At 70.6% G+C, this 16684-nt stretch carries 14 protein-coding genes; 3 read left to right on the top strand and 11 right to left on the bottom strand.

Annotated features, from left to right (window positions below):
- Positions 1-2: 2 nt before the first annotated feature.
- The 6 genes from KIP79_RS20825 to KIP79_RS20800 all read right to left on the bottom strand — a co-directional run bounded on the left by KIP79_RS20825 (position 3) and on the right by KIP79_RS20800 (position 6967).
- On the bottom strand, positions 3-1298 hold the full coding sequence (locus KIP79_RS20825) for a UDP-glucose dehydrogenase family protein (RefSeq protein WP_214106570.1): 1296 nt from the start codon (positions 1296-1298) through the stop codon (positions 3-5).
- Between the two features lie 108 nt (positions 1299-1406).
- Positions 1407-3158 (bottom strand): DEAD/DEAH box helicase, encoded by a 1752-nt coding sequence (locus tag KIP79_RS20820; RefSeq protein WP_214106541.1) that lies wholly within the window; start codon positions 3156-3158, stop codon positions 1407-1409.
- A 123-nt stretch (positions 3159-3281) separates the two neighbouring features.
- On the bottom strand, positions 3282-3932 hold the full coding sequence (locus tag KIP79_RS20815; RefSeq protein WP_214106540.1) for a hypothetical protein: 651 nt from the start codon (positions 3930-3932) through the stop codon (positions 3282-3284).
- Between the two features lie 242 nt (positions 3933-4174).
- On the bottom strand, positions 4175-5014 hold the full coding sequence (locus tag KIP79_RS20810; protein ID WP_214106539.1) for a zinc metalloprotease: 840 nt from the start codon (positions 5012-5014) through the stop codon (positions 4175-4177).
- A gap of 72 nt (positions 5015-5086) precedes the next feature.
- Positions 5087-5335: a DUF3039 domain-containing protein gene (locus KIP79_RS20805; protein WP_214106538.1), complete on the bottom strand. Its 249-nt coding sequence runs from the start codon at positions 5333-5335 to the stop codon at positions 5087-5089.
- 66 nt (positions 5336-5401) lie between these two features.
- Complete coding sequence (locus tag KIP79_RS20800) at positions 5402-6967, bottom strand: DHA2 family efflux MFS transporter permease subunit (RefSeq protein WP_214106537.1); 1566 nt, start codon at positions 6965-6967, stop codon at positions 5402-5404.
- A 133-nt stretch (positions 6968-7100) separates the two neighbouring features.
- On the opposite strand from KIP79_RS20800, the gene KIP79_RS20795 reads away from it, so the two are divergent.
- The gene (locus KIP79_RS20795) at positions 7101-7706 is read left to right on the top strand and encodes a TetR/AcrR family transcriptional regulator (RefSeq protein WP_214106536.1); all 606 of its coding nucleotides are present in this window, start codon (positions 7101-7103) and stop codon (positions 7704-7706) included.
- Positions 7707-7709: 3 nt separating this feature from the next.
- On the opposite strand, the gene KIP79_RS20790 is transcribed toward KIP79_RS20795, so the two are convergent.
- The 4 genes from KIP79_RS20790 to icmA all read right to left on the bottom strand — a co-directional run bounded on the left by KIP79_RS20790 (position 7710) and on the right by icmA (position 12589).
- Entirely contained in the window at positions 7710-8288 is a 579-nt protein-coding gene (locus KIP79_RS20790) for a YqgE/AlgH family protein (protein WP_214106535.1), read from the bottom strand.
- Between the two features lie 163 nt (positions 8289-8451).
- Positions 8452-9861, bottom strand: coding sequence for an NAD-dependent malic enzyme (locus KIP79_RS20785; protein ID WP_214106534.1), 1410 nt, complete (start codon positions 9859-9861; stop codon positions 8452-8454).
- Between the two features lie 73 nt (positions 9862-9934).
- Positions 9935-10861, bottom strand: a complete 927-nt coding sequence (locus KIP79_RS20780; protein ID WP_214106533.1) for a tetratricopeptide repeat protein — start codon at positions 10859-10861, stop codon at positions 9935-9937.
- Between the two features lie 69 nt (positions 10862-10930).
- Complete coding sequence (gene icmA, locus KIP79_RS20775; protein ID WP_214106532.1) at positions 10931-12589, bottom strand: coenzyme B12-dependent isobutyryl-CoA mutase large subunit; 1659 nt, start codon at positions 12587-12589, stop codon at positions 10931-10933.
- Positions 12590-12768: 179 nt separating this feature from the next.
- Here icmA and KIP79_RS20770 point away from each other — a divergent pair, with 179 nt between their 5' ends.
- Positions 12769-14493: a S8 family peptidase gene (locus KIP79_RS20770; protein ID WP_214106531.1), complete on the top strand. Its 1725-nt coding sequence runs from the start codon at positions 12769-12771 to the stop codon at positions 14491-14493.
- 2 nt (positions 14494-14495) lie between these two features.
- Here the strand turns inward: KIP79_RS20770 and KIP79_RS20765 are convergent, their stop codons facing one another.
- Entirely contained in the window at positions 14496-15038 is a 543-nt protein-coding gene (locus tag KIP79_RS20765) for a MarR family winged helix-turn-helix transcriptional regulator (RefSeq protein WP_214106530.1), read from the bottom strand.
- A 222-nt stretch (positions 15039-15260) separates the two neighbouring features.
- Between KIP79_RS20765 and KIP79_RS20760 the strand changes: the two genes are divergently transcribed.
- Complete coding sequence (locus KIP79_RS20760; RefSeq protein WP_214106529.1) at positions 15261-16655, top strand: hypothetical protein; 1395 nt, start codon at positions 15261-15263, stop codon at positions 16653-16655.
- Positions 16656-16684 lie beyond the last annotated feature (29 nt).

Genomic DNA, 16684 nt, shown 5'->3' with positions numbered 1-16684 from the left:
GGCTACGGCCGCCCCACGCTGATGTAGGTGAAGCCGAGCGCCCGCATCGCCCCCGGGTTCAGCAGATTCCTGCCGTCGAAGAGCAACGGCCGCCGCATCATCGAGACCGCCCGCGCCCAGTCGACCTCCTTGAGCTGCGGCCACTCGGTGACCACGATCGCCGCGTCCGCGCCCTCGACCGCCAGCTCCGGGCTCACGTGCTGCAGGGTGGACCTCCACGGTTCCACCTCGGCCGGGCGGGCCATCGGGTCCCAGCAGTGCACCTCGGCGCCCTCCGCCAGCAACCGGGACGCCAGCACCGTGCTCGGCGCCTCCCGCATGTCGTCGGTTCCCGGCTTGAACGTCAGGCCGAGCAACGCCACCCGCATCCCGGTCAGCGTGCCCAGTTCGTCCTTGAGTCTCTGGATCGCCCGGCGCTTCTGCAGGTTGTTGACCTCGATCACCGCCGACAGCAGCTGCAGGTGGTAGCCGGTGTTGCTGGCCAGCTGCCGCAGCGCCTCGGAGTCCTTGGGGAAGCACGAGCCGCCCCAGCCGATGCCGGGGCGCAGGAAATGGTGGCCGAGACGGTGGTCCAGACCCACGGCGCGGGCGACGTGCTCGACATCGGCGCCGGTTTTCTCGCACAGCGTGGCGATCTCGTTGATGAAGCTGATTTTCGTGGCCAGCAGGGCGTTGGAGGCGAGTTTCACCATCTCGGCGGAGCGCACGTCCATCACCACGACCGGCCCGTCCACCCCCTGGTGCAGGTCGGAGATCAGGCGGGCGGTGGCCTCCTCCGAGGCGCCGATGACGATCCGGTCCGGGTGCAGGAAGTCCCGCACCGCGGTGCCCTCGGCGGTGAACTCGGGATTGGAGGCGTATCCGACGTGCCCGAGGCCGGCCCCGTCGAGCGTGGCGCGCACGCGGGAACCGGTGCCCACCGGCACCGTGGACTTCATCACCACGGCCTTCAGATGCGAGGCGCCCTCCAGCGACCTCACCACCGACCAGACCCGGGACAGATCGGCGTCGCCGGAGGCCGACGGCGGCGTGTCCACGCACACGTAGACGACCTCGGCGCCGTCGAGCGCCTCCTGGGCATCGAGGGTGAAGGACAGTCGCTCCTTGTTCTGGGCGACCATGTCCCCCAGCCCCGGCTCATAGATCGGTATCTCGCCGGATCGAAGAAGCTCGACCTTCTCCGGGTTGATGTCCCGGACCACCACCCGATGACCGAGATCAGCGAGACAGGCACCGGTCACCAGACCTATGTATCCAGCGCCGAAAACAGCAACCTTACGGACCGGAGCGCCACCCATGGTCATCCATTCTCATACGGCCGAATCCCAGGTCGAGCCGCCGCCAAGGATTTGGTGCCGAGTCTGCGGAAGGAGGCTCCACCTTAACGTGCACAACGGCGCATTCGGCTATTTGCGCTGGGTGGCCCACTTTCTGATCATGGCGATGCGCTCCCGGATCTCGTCGGCGGAGGCCTGGGCGATGGCGGGACCGCCGCAGGAACGGCGGAGTTCGGCGTGGATGACGCCGTGCGGTTGGCCGGTGCGGTGGTTCCAGGCCCCGACGAGGCCGTTGAGTTCGCGGCGGAGCTCGTGGAGGAGTTCGTGGGGGGCTAGCTGGGGTTCCTTGTCGGGTTTGGGCTGGCGGCGTTTGGCCGCCTGCTGGTCGGCCTGGCGCTTGCGGAGGAGGGCGGAGACCTGGTCGGGTTCGAGCAGGCCAGGGAGGCCGAGGAAGTCCTCCTCCTCGGCGGAGCCGGTCGCGGCGGCGGTGCCGAACTCGCCGCCGTCGTAGAGGACGCGGTCGAAGGTGGCGGAGGCTTCCAGGGTCTGGAAGGGAAGTTCCTCACCGAGGGCGTCGGCCGTCTTCTGTTCCCGTTGGGCCTCTTCCAGCAGCGCGTCGTCGAGGCCGTCCTCGTCGCGTTTGCGGTTGAGGACGTGGTCGCGTTCGGCCTCCATCTCGGCGGCGAAGTTGAGGAGCAGCGGAACCGAGGGGAGGAAGACCGACGCGGTTTCGCCGCGTTTGCGCATACGGACGAAGCGGCCGATGGCCTGGGCGAAGAAGAGCGGCGTGGAGATGCTGGTGGCGTAGATGCCCACGGCCAGGCGGGGGATGTCGACGCCTTCGGAGACCATGCGGACGGCGACCAGCCAGCGCTGGGTGGAGGCGCCGAACTCCTTGATCTTCTTGGACGCGCCGGGGTCGTCGGAGAGCACGACGGTGGCGGACTCACCGGTGACCGCGCGGAGGTGTTTGGCGTAGGCCCGGGCGGCCTCGTGGTCGGTGGCGATGATCAGGCCACCGGCGTCGGGCATGCCCCGGCGGACCTCGGTCAGGCGGCGGTCGGCCGCCGCGATGACCTGGCGGATCCAGTCACCCTTGGGGTCGAGGGCGGCGCGCAGCGCCTGGGCGAGCTGGTCCTTGGTGAGCGGGGTGCCGAGGGTGGCGGTGATCTCGTCGCCCGCGCGGGTGCGCCACTTCATCTCGCCCGAGTAGGCCAGGAAGATGACCGGGCGGACCACGCCGTCGGCCAGGGCGGGCCCGTACCCGTAGGAGTAGTCGGAGACGCTGCGCAGGGCGCCCTCGGCGTCCTCGGTGTAGGCGACGAAGGGGATGGGGTTGTCGTCGGAGCGGAAAGGGGTGCCGGTCAGCTGGAGGCGGCGGGTGGCCGGCTCGAAGGCCTCGCTCACGCCGTCGCCCCAGGACTTGGCATCCCCCGCGTGGTGGATCTCGTCGAAGATGACTAACGTGCGGCGGGCTTCCGTCCTGGCCCGGTGCAGCGCGGGGTGCATGGCCACCTGCGCGTACGTCACCGCCACGCCGATGTAGTCGCGCGAGGTGACGCCCTGGCTGTTCTTGAACTCCGGATCGATGCCGATGCCCACCCGGCCCGCCGCGTCGGCCCACTGGCGCTTCAGGTGCTCGGTCGGGGTGACCACGGTCACCGCCCGGATGATCCCCCGGTGGAGCAGCTCGCTGGCGATCCGCAGCGCGTAGGTGGTCTTCCCCGCGCCCGGCGTGGCCACGGTGAGGAAGTCCCTCGGCTCGCGCTGGAAATACAGGTCGTACGCCTCCTGCTGCCAGGCGCGGAGCTTGGGCGCGGTCCCCCAGGCCGCGCGGTCCGGGTACGACGGCGACAGATGGGACGCGGCGGAGACGCTCATCGCGCCACCCCCGCCCCACCGGCGACAACCAGCGACACCAAGCCTCCCCGTTCAGCTGCGCACCCGGACAACGTCCGCCTCAGCGTAGCCGCAGCCACCGACAAACACGCGGACCCCAGAAATTCACCGGACCCCCGCCATGATCGAGTCGATGTCCGCCCTGGACCTGGGATCGTCAGGGTGCGCCAGGCCGAGCACCACCACGCTTCCCCCCGAGGGAGCCGTGAGCAATGTCACACGGAGGAAGGCCGGCTGGTTGACGACGTCGGTGTACTCCGCCCGCAACGCCCGGGTGTGTCCCGCCCTGCCCCCGATCGTCACGGCCTTGTCCTCGACCACGTCGAGCTTGTCGCCGTGCAGGAGCAGCCGCGCGTACAGGTCGGTGAGGTCGACCAGGGCGGGCCGGAGGGCTGACGGGTCCACCGGGTCGCCGGGGCGGGCCATCGCGGTGGCCAGGTCCCGGTTGGCCGCCACCGAGGTGAAGCCGGTGACCGGCGCCAGCACCCCCCGCTGCCATCCCCGCGGCAGCGGGAAGCTGATCCCGGCCAGGCCGTCGTCCACCTGTTCCGTCTCGACCGGGGCGTCCGGCCGGCTCAGCACGGCCACCACGACCAGGGTGACCACCATCCCCGCGGTGAGCAGCGCCAGCGCGCCGAGCAGCACATGGGTCAGCCAGCGGGGCAGCCGGCGCGGCGGGGCCACCGGCGTGCCGTACCAGCGGGCGGACGGGGGCAGATCCTGATCGCGAGAGGGGCCGGGCCGCCAATCGTCCATTGGAGCAGTAACGCATGCCCGGTCGGGGTGGTCAATCGAGATCGGACTTTCGATATGCCTGATATGCGGAAGTCTCTTCGGGGACCAGATCGCCCACCACGCCGGCGGCGCGTTCGGACGGCACTCCGGCGGCGATCAGCCGCCGGGCTCGCGGGGATCTGGTACGCGACCGACCGCAGCCGGTCACTCCGCCCCCGGGAGCTCCGGCTCCGCGGTCATGACCTGCGGGCGGTCGGCTGAGGTCAGGTCTTCGGTATGCGGTAGGCGGCCCACATCTGGTGCATCCGGGCGGCCTGGCCCTCGGTGAACTCGCGCATGCAGCGGTCGTGGCTGTAGTCCATGAAGTTGTGGATCGGGTCCTCGCCGGGCTGCGGGCAGGTGTCCTTGCTGTCAGGGCAGCCGTCGGTGGGCCGGCCCTGGGGTGGGGTGTCCTCCACCCCGTCGCCCGGTTCGGCGCAGCCGTTCTCGAAGGTGTGCAGGAGGCCGAGCCAGTGGCCGATCTCGTGCACGCCGGTGAAGCCCCGGTCGAAGTTGCGCAGCGGACCGCCCGGCAGGCTCCGCCAGTCGATGACCACCCCGTCGACCGGGGGGTTGCCGGAGTACCAGTGCGGATAGGTGGAGAAGCCCAGCACCAGTTCGCTCAGCTGGGCGATGTACAGGTTGAGGGTGTCCGGGCCACCGCGGCGCAAGGTGGACTTCATGACCTTCTCGTGGCCCAGCGGGTCGCGGAACCAGGCGGGGTTGGCGGTCCTGGTCACCCCTTGCAGGGCAAACCTGATCTTGGTGTCCGCCCCGCCGAACTTGCCGCTGTAGGCGTCCCGCAGCGTCTCCATCTGGCCCGCGACGGCGGCGGCCGGGGCGCCCCGGCGGCCGTCGGTGATCACGTGGACCCAGATCGGCACGGTGATCTCGGTGAGCCGGTACGGCATCGGCGGCGGCGGTAGGAGCGGTGGCGGCGGCATCGGGTCGGCCCGCAGCCGGTCCGCCGCGGCCTCGCACCGACGCTCGGCCGCGGCCTGGCCTGGAACCAGGCCCAGCGCGAGAAGGCATGCCAAAGTGACGGCGAGCGTGCGCCAGGCCATTCGTTCCCCCGGTTACGGCTGGTGATCGGCCAAACGCTAGCCGTAACGGGGACGATCAGGCGGGATCGACACTCACTGCTCGTCGGGGCCCGGGGGCAGACCCTCGTAGATTTCCTTGCACTCCGGGCAGACCGGGTATTTCTTCGGGTCCCGGCTCGGCACCCACACCTTGCCGCAGAGGGCACGGAGCGGAACGCCGGTCACCATGCTTTCGGTGATCTTGTCGCGGTCCGCGTAGTGCGCGAACCGCTCGTGGTCGCCGTCGCCGTGCGACAGCTTCGGCGTGACTTCGCTCTCGGGAAGAATCTTCGTGCTGCTCACGGAAACCGAGTTTAATCCGGGTACGGCTCCCGCCCACCCGGACGAGAGCCGTACCCGAGAGAAAAATCAGCCGATGTGCGCGGCCACGCCCTCGGTCTTGCGGCCCGCCTTGACCAGCAGGGCCAGGACGGCGGCCAGCACGGCCACGCCGGTGCTGACCACGAAGCCGAGGTGCAGCCCGTCCATGAAGGACAGGTGGGAGGCGTTGGTCACGACGGCGGCGATCTGCTCGGGCAGCCCGGGCGGGGCCATGCCCACCGCGGCCGCGCCCTTCAGCCCTTCCAGCTGGTCCGGCGGGATGGCCGCGGCGGCGGGGCCGAGGTACCCGACGTACACGTCGGAGACCTTGGCGGCCACCACGGCGCCGAGGATGGCGGTGCCGAGCGCGCCGCCCACCTGCATGGCCGAGTTCTGCACACCGCCGGCCACGCCGGCCATGTCCTCCGGCGCGTTGCCCACGATGATCTCGGTGGCGCCCACGAAGACCGGGGAGAGACCGAAGGCGAGCAGCACGAACGGGATCGCGCTGTCCATGAAGGCCGCCTCGATGCTCAGCCGGGACATCAGGAACATGGCGCAGGCGGTGATGACCATGCCGCCCGCGATGGCCAGCCGCGGCCCCACCTTGCCGATCACCAGCGCGGCCAGCGGCGAGGCGACGATCATTCCGGCGCTCATCGGAAGCATGCGCAGGCCCGACTCCAGCGGGCTCAAGCCGTGCACGCCCTGGAAGAAGAAGGTGAGGAAGAACATCGCGCCGAACATCGAGAAGGCCATCAGGATCATCAGGCCGGTGCCGATGGAGAACGACACGTTCCGGAACAGGCTGAGCGGCAGCAGCGGCTCCTTGGCCCGCGCCTGCCAGAACAGGAAGACCCCCCCGAACACCACCGTGGCGGCCAGGAAGGCCAGCGTACGGCCGTCGCCCCAGCCCCACTCGGGCGCCTTGATGATCGCCCAGACCAGGGAGAACATGGTGACCGAGAGCAGCACCACACCCGGCCAGTCCACCTTGGACAGCAGCCCGGCCTTGCTCTCCCGCAGCACCCACAGGCCCATGGCCAGCGCGACCACGCCCACCGGCACGTTGATGAAGAACACCGACTGCCAGCTCACGTTCTCCACCAGCAGGCCACCCACGATCGGCCCGGCCGCGCTGGACAGGCCGATGATGCCGCCCCAGGCCCCCATCGCCATGTTGAGCCGGTCACCGGGGAAGGCCAGCCGGAGCAGGGCCAGGGCCGCGGGCTGGAGCAGGGCGCCGAACAGGCCCTGAAGCACCCGGAACGCGATCAGCGCGCCGACCGAGGAGGTCAGGCCGATGGCCAGCGAGGTGAGGGCGAACCCGGCGACGCCGATCAGGAAGATGCGCTTGTGCCCGAACAGGTCGCCCAGCTTGCCGGCGGTGATCAGGAAGACCGCCAGGGCGAGCAGGTAACCGCTGGTGACCCACTGCAGGTCGGCCAGTGAGGCGCCCAGCTCCAGACCGATCACCGGGTTGGCGATGGCGACGACCGTGCCGTCCAGCATCACCATGATGACGCCCAGCGACACCGCCAGCAGAGTCAGCCAGGGCCGGGATTGGCCGGATTTGTCAGGCGCCTCCGATGGGGCGGCTAGTGCTTGTGCCATGACGGGTTTCCCCCCTGATAGATACCAATGAGTCGTAATTTATGGCAGTGGCTGACAGATGACAAATCCTTTTATCCGACATAAGGTGACATCTGGCAGGGAGTGAACTTCACGTTTCGAGGAGGTGACAGGCATGGGTCTACGCGAGCGCAAGAAACAGCGCACCCGTCTCGCGCTGATCGACGCGGCCCTGGATCTCTTCCTCGGCCAGGGCTACGAGGCCACCACGATCGACCAGATCGCGGCGAGCGTGGACGTCTCGCCACGCACGTTCTTCCGGTACTTCGGCTCCAAGGAGGACGTCGTGCTGGCCATGCACGCCGACACCCAGGACATACTTCTAGCGGAACTGGCCGACCGTCCCGACACCGAGGCCCCCTTTGAGGCGTTGACGCAGGCCATGCGCATCACGCTGGCCGCCGTGACGGAGGGCGACGAGGCCCACCGCGAGCGGCTGGTGAAGACCATGCGGCTGATCGGCGACAATCCGCTGTTCACGGCCGGCCAGATGCGGCTGATCACCGACAGCGAGCAGCGGCTGGTGGCCGAGATCTCCCGCCGCCGCGGCGTCGACGATCTGCGCTCCCACTTCGTGGTCGCGGTCTTCACCGCGGCGGTCCGGGTCGCCTCCGAGTTCTGCCTGCCCGGCGAGGTACGGGACCCGGCCGTGCTGGCCGCCCGGCTGGAGGAGACGCTGGCCGTGGCCGAGAAGGCGCTCTGCCCCGGTTGGGATCGTTAGCGTTTAGTTCTGGCCGGGGTCGTCGGGGAAGGTCGCGACCAGGGCGAGCTCGCCGGGCTGGCGGCGGAGCACCGAGCGCCAGAGCGTGGACGGGTCCGGGTGGAAGGTGTCGCCCGGTTCTGAGTCGACCACGTACCAGGCGCCCTCGGCGACCTCGTTCTCCAGCTGGCCGCTGGTCCAGCCGGCGTACCCGGCGAAGATCCGCATCTGGGAGATCTCCCCGGCCAGGATCTCGGGGGGCGCGTCCAGGTCGACCGTGCCGAGGCGGGAGACGGCCGGGCGGCCGGAGTGCAGGCGGCGCCAGCCCAGCGGCTCCTCGCCGCTGAGCACCACGGCCAGCGCCAGCGCGCTGTCGGTCTGCACCGGCCCGCCCTCGAAGAGCACCGAGGGTCCCGTTACCAGCGGGTCCCAGACCGGGAGCACCTGGGTCACGGTGATGTCGCTCGGCCGGTTGAGCACCACGCCCAGCGTGCCGCCGTCCTCGTCGTGCTCCAGGACCAGCACGACGCTACGCCGGAAGTTCGGGTCGTCGAGGAGTGGCGTCGCCACGAGCAGCCCGCCGACGTAGATCGCGTCCGCCATACCTTCCATGATGGGGCAGGAAGGACGATTCGCGCACGCTACCCCCGGTCGCGATCGAAGGTTATTCAAAAGGAGCCCGGCGCCCTTGAAACGAGCCACCTTGCCTGGGGTGACGCGATCGACGGGCGAGCTTTTGAATAACTTTCGTTGAGCGGAGCGGGGATCACGCCTCGGTGAACCCGCGGGCCTTGCCGCCCGCCGACTCGCGGACCGCGGCCGCCACCGCGCCCGCCACGTCCGGGTGGAAGACGCTCGGGACGATGTAGTTCGGGCCCAGCTCCTCGCTGGTCACCACGGCCGCCAGGGCGCGCGCCGCGGCCAGCAGCATGTCCTGGGTGACCCCGTCGGCCTGCGCGTCCAGCAGACCGCGGAACACGCCGGGGAAGGCCAGCACGTTGTTGATCTGGTTGGGGTAGTCGGAGCGGCCGGTGGCCACCACCGCCGCGTGCTCCCTGGCGTCGTCGGGGGAGACCTCCGGCTCGGGGTTGGCCAGCGCGAAGACCACCGCGTCCGAGGCCATGGTGGCGATGTCGTCGCCGGTCAGGATGCCGGGGGCGGAGACCCCGATGAACACGTCGGCGCCCTTCACCGCGCCGCGCAGGTCGCCGGAGTAGCCGTCGGCGTTGGTGTGCTCGGCGATCCAGCGGAGCGAGTCGTCCAGGTCGTCCCGGCCCCGGTGGACGGCGCCCAGGTAATCGCAGACCACCACGTGCCTGGCCCCGGCGCCGAGCAGCAGCCGGAGCACGGCGGTGCCGGCCGCGCCCGCCCCGGCCATCGCGATCCGCACCTCGGACAGGTCCTTGCCCACCACCCGCAGCGCGTTGGTCAGCGCGGCCAGCACGCAGATGGCGGTGCCGTGCTGGTCGTCGTGGAAGACCGGGATGTCCAGCAGTTCGCGGAGCCGCCGCTCCACCTCGAAGCAGCGCGGCGCGGAGATGTCCTCCAGGTTGATGCCGCCGAACCCGGGGGCGATGGCCCGCACGATGTTGACGATCTCGTCCACGTCCTGGGTGTCCAGGCAGATCGGCCAGGCGTCGATGCCGGCGAACCGCTTGAACAGCGCGGCCTTGCCCTCCATCACCGGCAGCGCGGCGGCCGGGCCGATGTTGCCCAGCCCCAGCACCGCCGAGCCGTCGGTGACCACGGCCACCGAGTTGCGCTTGATGGTCAGCCGCCGCACGTCCTCAGGGTTGCGCGCGATGGCCATGCTCACCCGGGCCACGCCCGGCGTGTACGCCATGGAAAGCTCGTCACGGTTGCGGAGCGGCACCTTGGACTGCATCTCGATCTTGCCGCCCAGGTGCATCAGGAAGGTCCGGTCGGAGACCTTGTGGATGGCCACGCCCTCCACCACGTCAAGACCGTCCACGATCGCCTGGGCGTGGTCGGTGTCCCGGGCCGCGCAGGTCACGTCGATGCGGAGCTTCTCGTGACCAGCGGTGGTCACGTCCAGCGCGGTAACGATGCCGCCCGCGTTCTCCACCGCATGGGTGAGCTGGCTGACCGCTTTCCCGCCCGCGGGCACCTCAAGACGGACGGTGATGGAATAGGACACACTCGGCACGGTAGCCACGGCAACCCGCTCCTTTGCGCATTGGGGTGAAACCATCGTGCCACTTCCCGGGCGGTGCGCTCGCCCCAGCGCGCTAGAACAAGGCGCTGGCCAGGCCGCGCCGTGCCTTGGCCACGGCGGGGTCGTCGGCGGGGAGCGCCTCGAAGAGGCCGAGCAGGTGCAGCCGGATCTTGTCGCGCTCCTCGCCCGCGGTCCGCCGGACCAGGGCGATCAGCCGGTCGAAGGCGGCGTCGAGCTGGCCGCCGAGCAGTTCCAGGTCGGCGGCCTGGGACTGGAGCGCCACGTCGCCGGGGGCCTGCGCGGCCCGGGCCAGCACGTCGGACGGGTCAAGACCGGCGGTGCGCCGGATCAGGCCGACCCCGGACAGGCCGATCTTGGCCTCCTCGTTGCCGGGCGAACGGGCCAGCAGCCGCTTGAAGGCGGCCTCCGCCGCGTCCAGGTCGCCGTCCTCCAGCGCCATGTCGGCGGCGAGCAGGTCGGGGTCGACCGACGGCTCCCCGTCGCCCTCCTTGGCGGCCGCGGGGGCGGCCAGCTCCACGCCGAGCTGCTCGAAGATCTGGTTGAGCGCCTGCCGCAGCTGCGGCTCCGGCAGCGGGCCCTCGAAGAGCGGCATGAGCTGGCCCTGCACGGCCAGGTAGACGGTGGGGATCGCGCGCATGCGCAGCGCCTGGGCCAGCTCGGGGTTGGCCTCCACGTCCACCCGGGCCAGCAGCCAGGCCCCGGCGGCCTCGGCGGCCAGCTTCTCCAGCGCCAGGCTGAACTGCTGGACCTGCTCGGCCCTGGGCACGGTCGCCTCGACCAGGACGGGCACGCTCATCGAGCGTTCCACCACCTCGGCCGTGAAGGTCGCGGCGGTCGGTTCGATGAGTTCCGGCGTGCCGGGCGCCGCGGGGTTCTGCGCCGCCGCCTCGCGCCGCGCCTGGGCCTCCAGGGCCTGCTTGCGCGCGCCGAGGTCCACCGCGCCGTAGAGCGATCCAGGTCGTGAGAAGTCCGCTGCCATACTCCCAATCCTGCCGCATGTCCGGGGGGCGGCGTCCCACACCTTTCGGGTTTGCGCTGCGATACCGGTTCAGAATCGCGGCGGTTCAGTGTAAGTGCCCCATTCCGCCCGGAGCGCGTCGCAGATTTCGCCGAGGGTGGCCTCGGCCCGGGCGGCGGCCAGCATCGGTTCGATCATGTTCTGCTCGGTCCGCGCGGCGGCCACCAGGCCGGCCAGCGCCGCGTCCACGGCCCGCTGGTCGCGGCCCGCGCGCCGGTCGGCCAGCACCCGGCGCTGCTCGGCCTCCACCTCGTGGCTGACCCGCAGGATCTCCAGCGGCTGCTCCAGCGAGCCCGTATGGCAGTTCACCCCGACCACCCGCTTCTCCCCCTTCTCCAGCTGGCGCTGGTAGGCGAAGGCGGCCTCGGCGATCTCGGCCATGAACCAGCCGTCCTCGATGCCGCGCAGGATGCCGGAGGTCATGTCGCCCTGGCCTTTGTCCAGGATGGTGGCGAAGACGGCCTCGGCCTCGGCCTCCAGCCGGTCGGTGAGCGCCTCCACGTACCAGGAGCCGCCGAGCGGATCGGCCACGTTGACCACCTCGGTCTCCTCCATGATCACCTGCTGGGTGCGCAGCGCGATCTCGGCGGCCTTGGCCGAGGGCAGCGCCAGCACCTCGTCCAGCGCGTTGGTGTGCAGCGACTGGGTGCCGCCGAGCACCGCGGCCAGGGCCTCGACGGCGGTCCTGACGATGTTGTTGTCGGGCTGCTGGGCGGTGAGCGAGACCCCGGCGGTCTGGGTGTGGAAGCGCAGCCACTGGGCCTTGGGGGTGCGCGCGCCGTACCGGTCGCGCAGCCAGCGGGCCCAGATGCGGCGGGCGGCGCGGAACTTGGCGATCTCCTCGAAGAAGTCGATGTGCGCGTCGAAGAAGAACGACAGGCCAGGGGCGAAGACGTCGACGTCCAGGCCGCGGGACAGGCCGAGCTCGACGTAGGCGAAGCCGTCGGCCAGGGTGTAGGCGAGCTCCTGGGCGGCGGTGGAGCCGGCCTCCCTGATGTGGTAGCCGGAGACCGAGAGCGGCTTGTAGGCGGGCACCTCGCGGGCGCAGAACTCCATCAGGTCGCCGATCAGGCGCAGGTGCGGCTCGGGGGCGAACAGCCACTCCTTCTGCGCGATGTACTCCTTGAAGATGTCGGTCTGCAGGGTGCCGTTCAGCCGCCGCAGCGGTACGCCCTGGCGTTCGGCGGCCACCACGTACATGCAGAAGATCGGCACGGCCGGGCCGCTGATGGTCATGGACGTGGTGACCTCGCCCAGCGGGATGCCCGCGAAGAGCACGTCCATGTCAATGGCCGAGTCGACGGCCACCCCGCAGTGGCCGACCTCGCCGAGGGAGCGCGGGTCGTCGGAGTCGCGGCCCATCAGGGTGGGCATGTCGAAGGCGACGGACAGGCCGCCGCCGCCCGCGCCGAGGATCATCTTGTACCGCTCGTTGGTCTGCCTGGCGTTGCCGAACCCGGCGAACTGGCGAATCGTCCAGGGCTTGCCCCGGTAGCCGGTGGCGTGCAGCCCCCGGGTGTACGGAAACTCCCCCGGCCAGCCGATTCGCTCGAACCGGGAGTCGGGGGCGGCCGGCCCGTAGACCGGATCGACCGGGAGGCCGGACAACGTCCGGAACTCGCGGTCGGGTTTGCTCGCCGCGTCGTACCTGGCCTGCCAACGGGCGCGACCGGCCTCGATGTCGTCCATGTCTCGGATACTAGGACGTCCTACTAAATCCCGCCAGCACGCCCCCCGTCATGTCACACCTTGGCCTCAACTTTGCGTCGCTCTTTTGACTCGGGGTGTCAATACCGAAACATGTGCCTCGCGATAGATCTGTCTGCTCTATCGGCAAATGTTCTCTCCTGCCTACAGGGAGGTGGCAGTTGAAACGTCTCACCGTCATCACCGCCGTCGCAGCGTTAGCCGCGTCGGCTCTGACGGCGCCGGCGCAGGCGGCCCCCGCGGCCGCCACGAGCAAGGCACCGGCGACGAGCAAGGAGTACGTCGTCCTCTACCGTGAGGGCGCCAGCGCGGCCGATGCCCAAAAGGCGATCTCGGCGGCCGGCGGCACCGTGGTGAAGGTCAACACGGAGGTCGGGGTGGCCACGGTCACCACCACCAACGCGGACTTCGTTAACGCGATCAAGAACAATCCCGCCATCGAGGGCGTCGCGGGCAACCGGGTCATCGGCCAGGCGCCGGAGACCGCCAAGGTCCGGGCGAACGTGCGCAAGGCCATCCAGGCCAAGGCGGTCGAGAAGGAGGGCCGGGGCGGTCCCAAGGGCCACGGCAAGGGGAACCGCAAGCCGTCCGCCGAGCCCCTCGACGACCTCCAGTGGGACCTGGACCAGATGCAGGTCAACGAGGCCCACAAGTACGAGCAGGGCGACAAGCGGGTGCTGGTCGGCATCCTGGACACCGGTGTGGACGGCAGCCACCCCGACATCGCCCCCAACTTCAGCGAGAGGCTGAGCCGCAACTTCACCGTGGACATCCCGGTGGACGCCAACGGCGACGACGTCGACGGCCCCTGTGAGGACGAGCCGGACCAGTCCTGCAACGACCCGGCCAACGTGGACGAGGACGGCCACGGCACGCACGTCGCCTCGGCCATCGCCTCGCCGCTGAACAAGCTGGGCGTGGCGGGCGTGGCGCCCAAGGTCACCATCGTCAACATCCGGGCCGGTCAGGACTCGGGCTACTTCTTCCTGCAGCCCACGGTGGACGCGCTCACCTACGCCGGCGACATCGGCGTCGACGTGGTCAACATGAGCTACTACGTCGACCCGTGGCTGTTCAACTGCGTGGACAACCCCGCCGACTCGCCGGAGGCGCGGCTGGAGCAGGCCACCATCATCAAGGCCACCCAGCGGGCACTGGACTACGCGCACCGCAAGGGCGTCACCCTGGTCTCCGCGGCCGGGAACGGGGCCACCGACTACACCAAGACGATCACCGACTCGTCCAGCCCGGACTTCGCCGCCTTCCCCGGCCAGGCCTCCTACACCCGGACCATCCCGCCGAGCTGCATCTCCATGCCGAGCGAGGGCAACCACGTGATCTCGGTCTCCTCGACCGGCATCAGCACCCGTAAGTCGTACTACTCCGACTACGGCAACGGGTACGTGGACGTGGCCGCCCCCGGCGGCGACGTGTACGACACCCCGGGCAACACCCGGGACGTCACCAAAGCCACGCTGGCGGCCTACCCCGAGTCGCTGGCCCGCGCCAACGGTGAGATCGACGAGAACGGCGAACCCACCGTCGACTACGTCGTGAAGGACTGCAAGGCCAACGTCTGCGGGTACTACCAGTACCTCCAGGGCACCTCGATGGCCTCGCCGCGCGCGGCCGGCGTGGCGGCCCTGATCGTCAGCCGGTACGGCAAGAACGGCCGCAACGGCTTCGGCATGGACCCGGACGACGTGGAGCGCATCCTGAAGGGCACCGCCACGGACACCGCGTGCCCGGCCGGTGGCGCCTACACCTACACCCGCCACCTGCCGAGCGGGGCCACGGTGACCGCGACCCACACCTGTGAGGGCGGCCTGAGCAACAACGGCTTCTACGGGCGGGGCATCGTGAACGCCCTGCGCGCCGTGCGTTAGCCCTAGTTCACCGCGAGCGGAGGCTCGTCCCCCGTCGGGGGGCGGGCCTCCGCGAAGTCTCCGGCCGCCACCCGCAGGGTTCTGAGCAGGTCGAACATGGCGGTCAGGTCGGCCTCGCCGTACATGCCGAGGCCGAAGTCGGCGGCCATCAGGTCGGCGGTGGCGGCGCGCACGGCGGCCCGCCCGGCCTCGGTGATCTCGGCCAGCACGCCCCGGCCGTCGTTGGGGTTGCGGCGGCGCACCACCAGACCGGCCCGCTCCAGCCGGTCCACCGTGTTGGTCACGCTGGTCGGGTGGACCATCAGCCGCTCACCGATCCTGGACAGCGGCAGCGCCCCCGTACGGCTGAAGGTGAGCAGCACCAGCGCCTCGTACCGGGCGAAGGTGAGATCGTACGGCTTGAGCAGCGTGTCCAGTTGCGCGATCAGGATCTGGTGCGCTCTCATGATCGAAGTGACCGCGGCCATGGCGGACGACGGCCCGAAACGCTCCCGCCAGGTTCCGGCGGCGCGCTCGATGGGATCGAACGGCAGGTTGAGAGGCACAGCGTTACGGTAGCGCGGCGATCGTCCGAATTGACACTTCACGTAGCGTGACCAAACTCAACCCTTGACCAGAGAAGACGCCCCCCGAACATCACGCTCCGTTATGGTTGGTACGTCAAACAGTGAGGCGGCGGCAAACTCGCCCGCCCTCCGAACACCACGGGGGATCGGCGCGGTATCCCGGCTCACCCACGCACGGGGGTTTGCTCGATGGGCAGGGCCATGTCCCGCACAGTGTCGGCGACGGTGTCCGGTGCGCCGGATCCGCTGGCACGGCGGAAGCGGCGCCGGGAGCACCGGGGCGTCTCCCGGGCCGAGCTGACCCAGAGCGCGGTGATCACGGTCACCGTGTTGCTGGTGCTCGGGCTGGTCGCGGCCTGGACCGTGCTCATCCCCGGCGTCATGGTCTGGGACAACGTCACGGTGGCCGTGATCGGCTCGCTCCGGCTGACCGGGCCGGTGGCGGCGGCCTTCGCGGCCTGGGTGGCCGTCCGCAAACGGCGGGCGGCGCGGCGGCGGAGCGCGCGGCCCGGCACCGGGCCCGTCATGGCGCCCACGCCGTGGCGGACGCTCAAGGCCCCGCTGGCCATCCTGGCCGTGGTGGTGGGCTCGTTCGGGGCGACCGTGCTGATCTTCGCGGTCCGCGCGGTGCTCAGCGAGCAGGCCGGGCGACTGCTGCCCAGCGCCCTGGCCATGGGCGCGGCCGGGCTCGCGCTGTACGTGGTGCTCGGCTGGATCCTGGGCTGGCTGGCGCCTTTCGCGATCACCCCCCTGGTGGCGGGGGTCGGGGCGTACGCGCTGTTCACCTGGCTCGGTGACGGCTCCGGCTGGGCCGACCGGCTGGCCCCCGTCACGCCCCAGCCGTACGACCTGTTCCAGGGCCTGAGCTCGGGTGCCTTCGCCGACCAGACGCTCTGGCTGCTCGGGCTGAGCGCGGCGCTGCTGCTCGGCTGGGCCGCGCTGGTGTCCCGGCACATGCTGACCATGGTGGCCGCGGTGATCGCGGTGCTGGCCGCCGGGTTCGGCGCCAGCCGCCTGCTCAGCGAGCCCGCCACGACGGCCGCCGGGGAGCAGGTCGTCTACAGCTGCCAGGAGTGGCCGATCACGGTCTGCGTGCACCCCGGCATGCGCGACGGGCTGGCCGAGCTGGGCACCACGTTCACCGGGCTCGCCGCCCGGCTCTCCGGCACCCCGGCCGCCTTCCAGCGGGTCGAGCAGCGCTCCCGGCTGACGGCGGCGCAGGCCCCGCGCGGCGTGGTGCCCATCCACGTGGACGATCTGGACGCCGGATACGCCGACCGCGCCGCCGCCGAGTTCGTGGACCGGATCTCCAAGCCCTGCACCGAGCCGGTCGCGGCGGGCTACCGGGCGATCGTGGCGGCCTGGGTGCGCGGCGAGCCGCTGCCCGCGGGACAGCTGGCCGAGCACCAGTACGCCTCGGCCTGGTTCTCGGCGCTCAGCGAGGAGCAGCGGCGCGAGTGGCTGCGCATGTTCTACTCCGACTTCGCCAACTGCCGCCTGGCGGCGAGCCACTTCGGCGGCGGCGTGCCTGCGCCCAGCCCGGGCCCCGCGCCTTTCCCGTTGCCCTCGGCGGATATGCCCCACTCTGGTAGGTGATTGGCGGCCCACAGCGGGAAGATGTCCTG

The organism is Acrocarpospora catenulata (assembly GCF_018476525.1).
Taxonomy (GTDB): Bacteria; Actinomycetota; Actinomycetes; order Streptosporangiales; family Streptosporangiaceae; genus Acrocarpospora; species Acrocarpospora catenulata.
This window is presented reverse-complemented; position numbering and strand designations above follow the sequence as displayed.

Bases quoted from the DNA above. Each gene is read 5' to 3' on its own strand.
- KIP79_RS20825 (WP_214106570.1), bottom strand. From the start codon at position 1,298: ATGGGTGGCGCTCCGGTCCGTAAGGTTGCTGTTTTCGGCGCTGGATAC.
- KIP79_RS20820 (WP_214106541.1), bottom strand. From the start codon at position 3,158: ATGAGCGTCTCCGCCGCGTCCCATCTGTCGCCGTCGTACCCGGACCGC.
- KIP79_RS20815 (WP_214106540.1), bottom strand. From the start codon at position 3,932: ATGGACGATTGGCGGCCCGGCCCCTCTCGCGATCAGGATCTGCCCCCG.
- KIP79_RS20810 (WP_214106539.1), bottom strand. From the start codon at position 5,014: ATGGCCTGGCGCACGCTCGCCGTCACTTTGGCATGCCTTCTCGCGCTG.
- KIP79_RS20800 (WP_214106537.1), bottom strand. From the start codon at position 6,967: ATGGCACAAGCACTAGCCGCCCCATCGGAGGCGCCTGACAAATCCGGC.
- KIP79_RS20795 (WP_214106536.1), top strand. From the start codon at position 7,101: ATGGGTCTACGCGAGCGCAAGAAACAGCGCACCCGTCTCGCGCTGATC.
- KIP79_RS20790 (WP_214106535.1), bottom strand. From the start codon at position 8,288: ATGGCGGACGCGATCTACGTCGGCGGGCTGCTCGTGGCGACGCCACTC.
- KIP79_RS20780 (WP_214106533.1), bottom strand. From the start codon at position 10,861: ATGGCAGCGGACTTCTCACGACCTGGATCGCTCTACGGCGCGGTGGAC.
- icmA (WP_214106532.1), bottom strand. From the start codon at position 12,589: ATGGACGACATCGAGGCCGGTCGCGCCCGTTGGCAGGCCAGGTACGAC.
- KIP79_RS20760 (WP_214106529.1), top strand. From the start codon at position 15,261: ATGTCCCGCACAGTGTCGGCGACGGTGTCCGGTGCGCCGGATCCGCTG.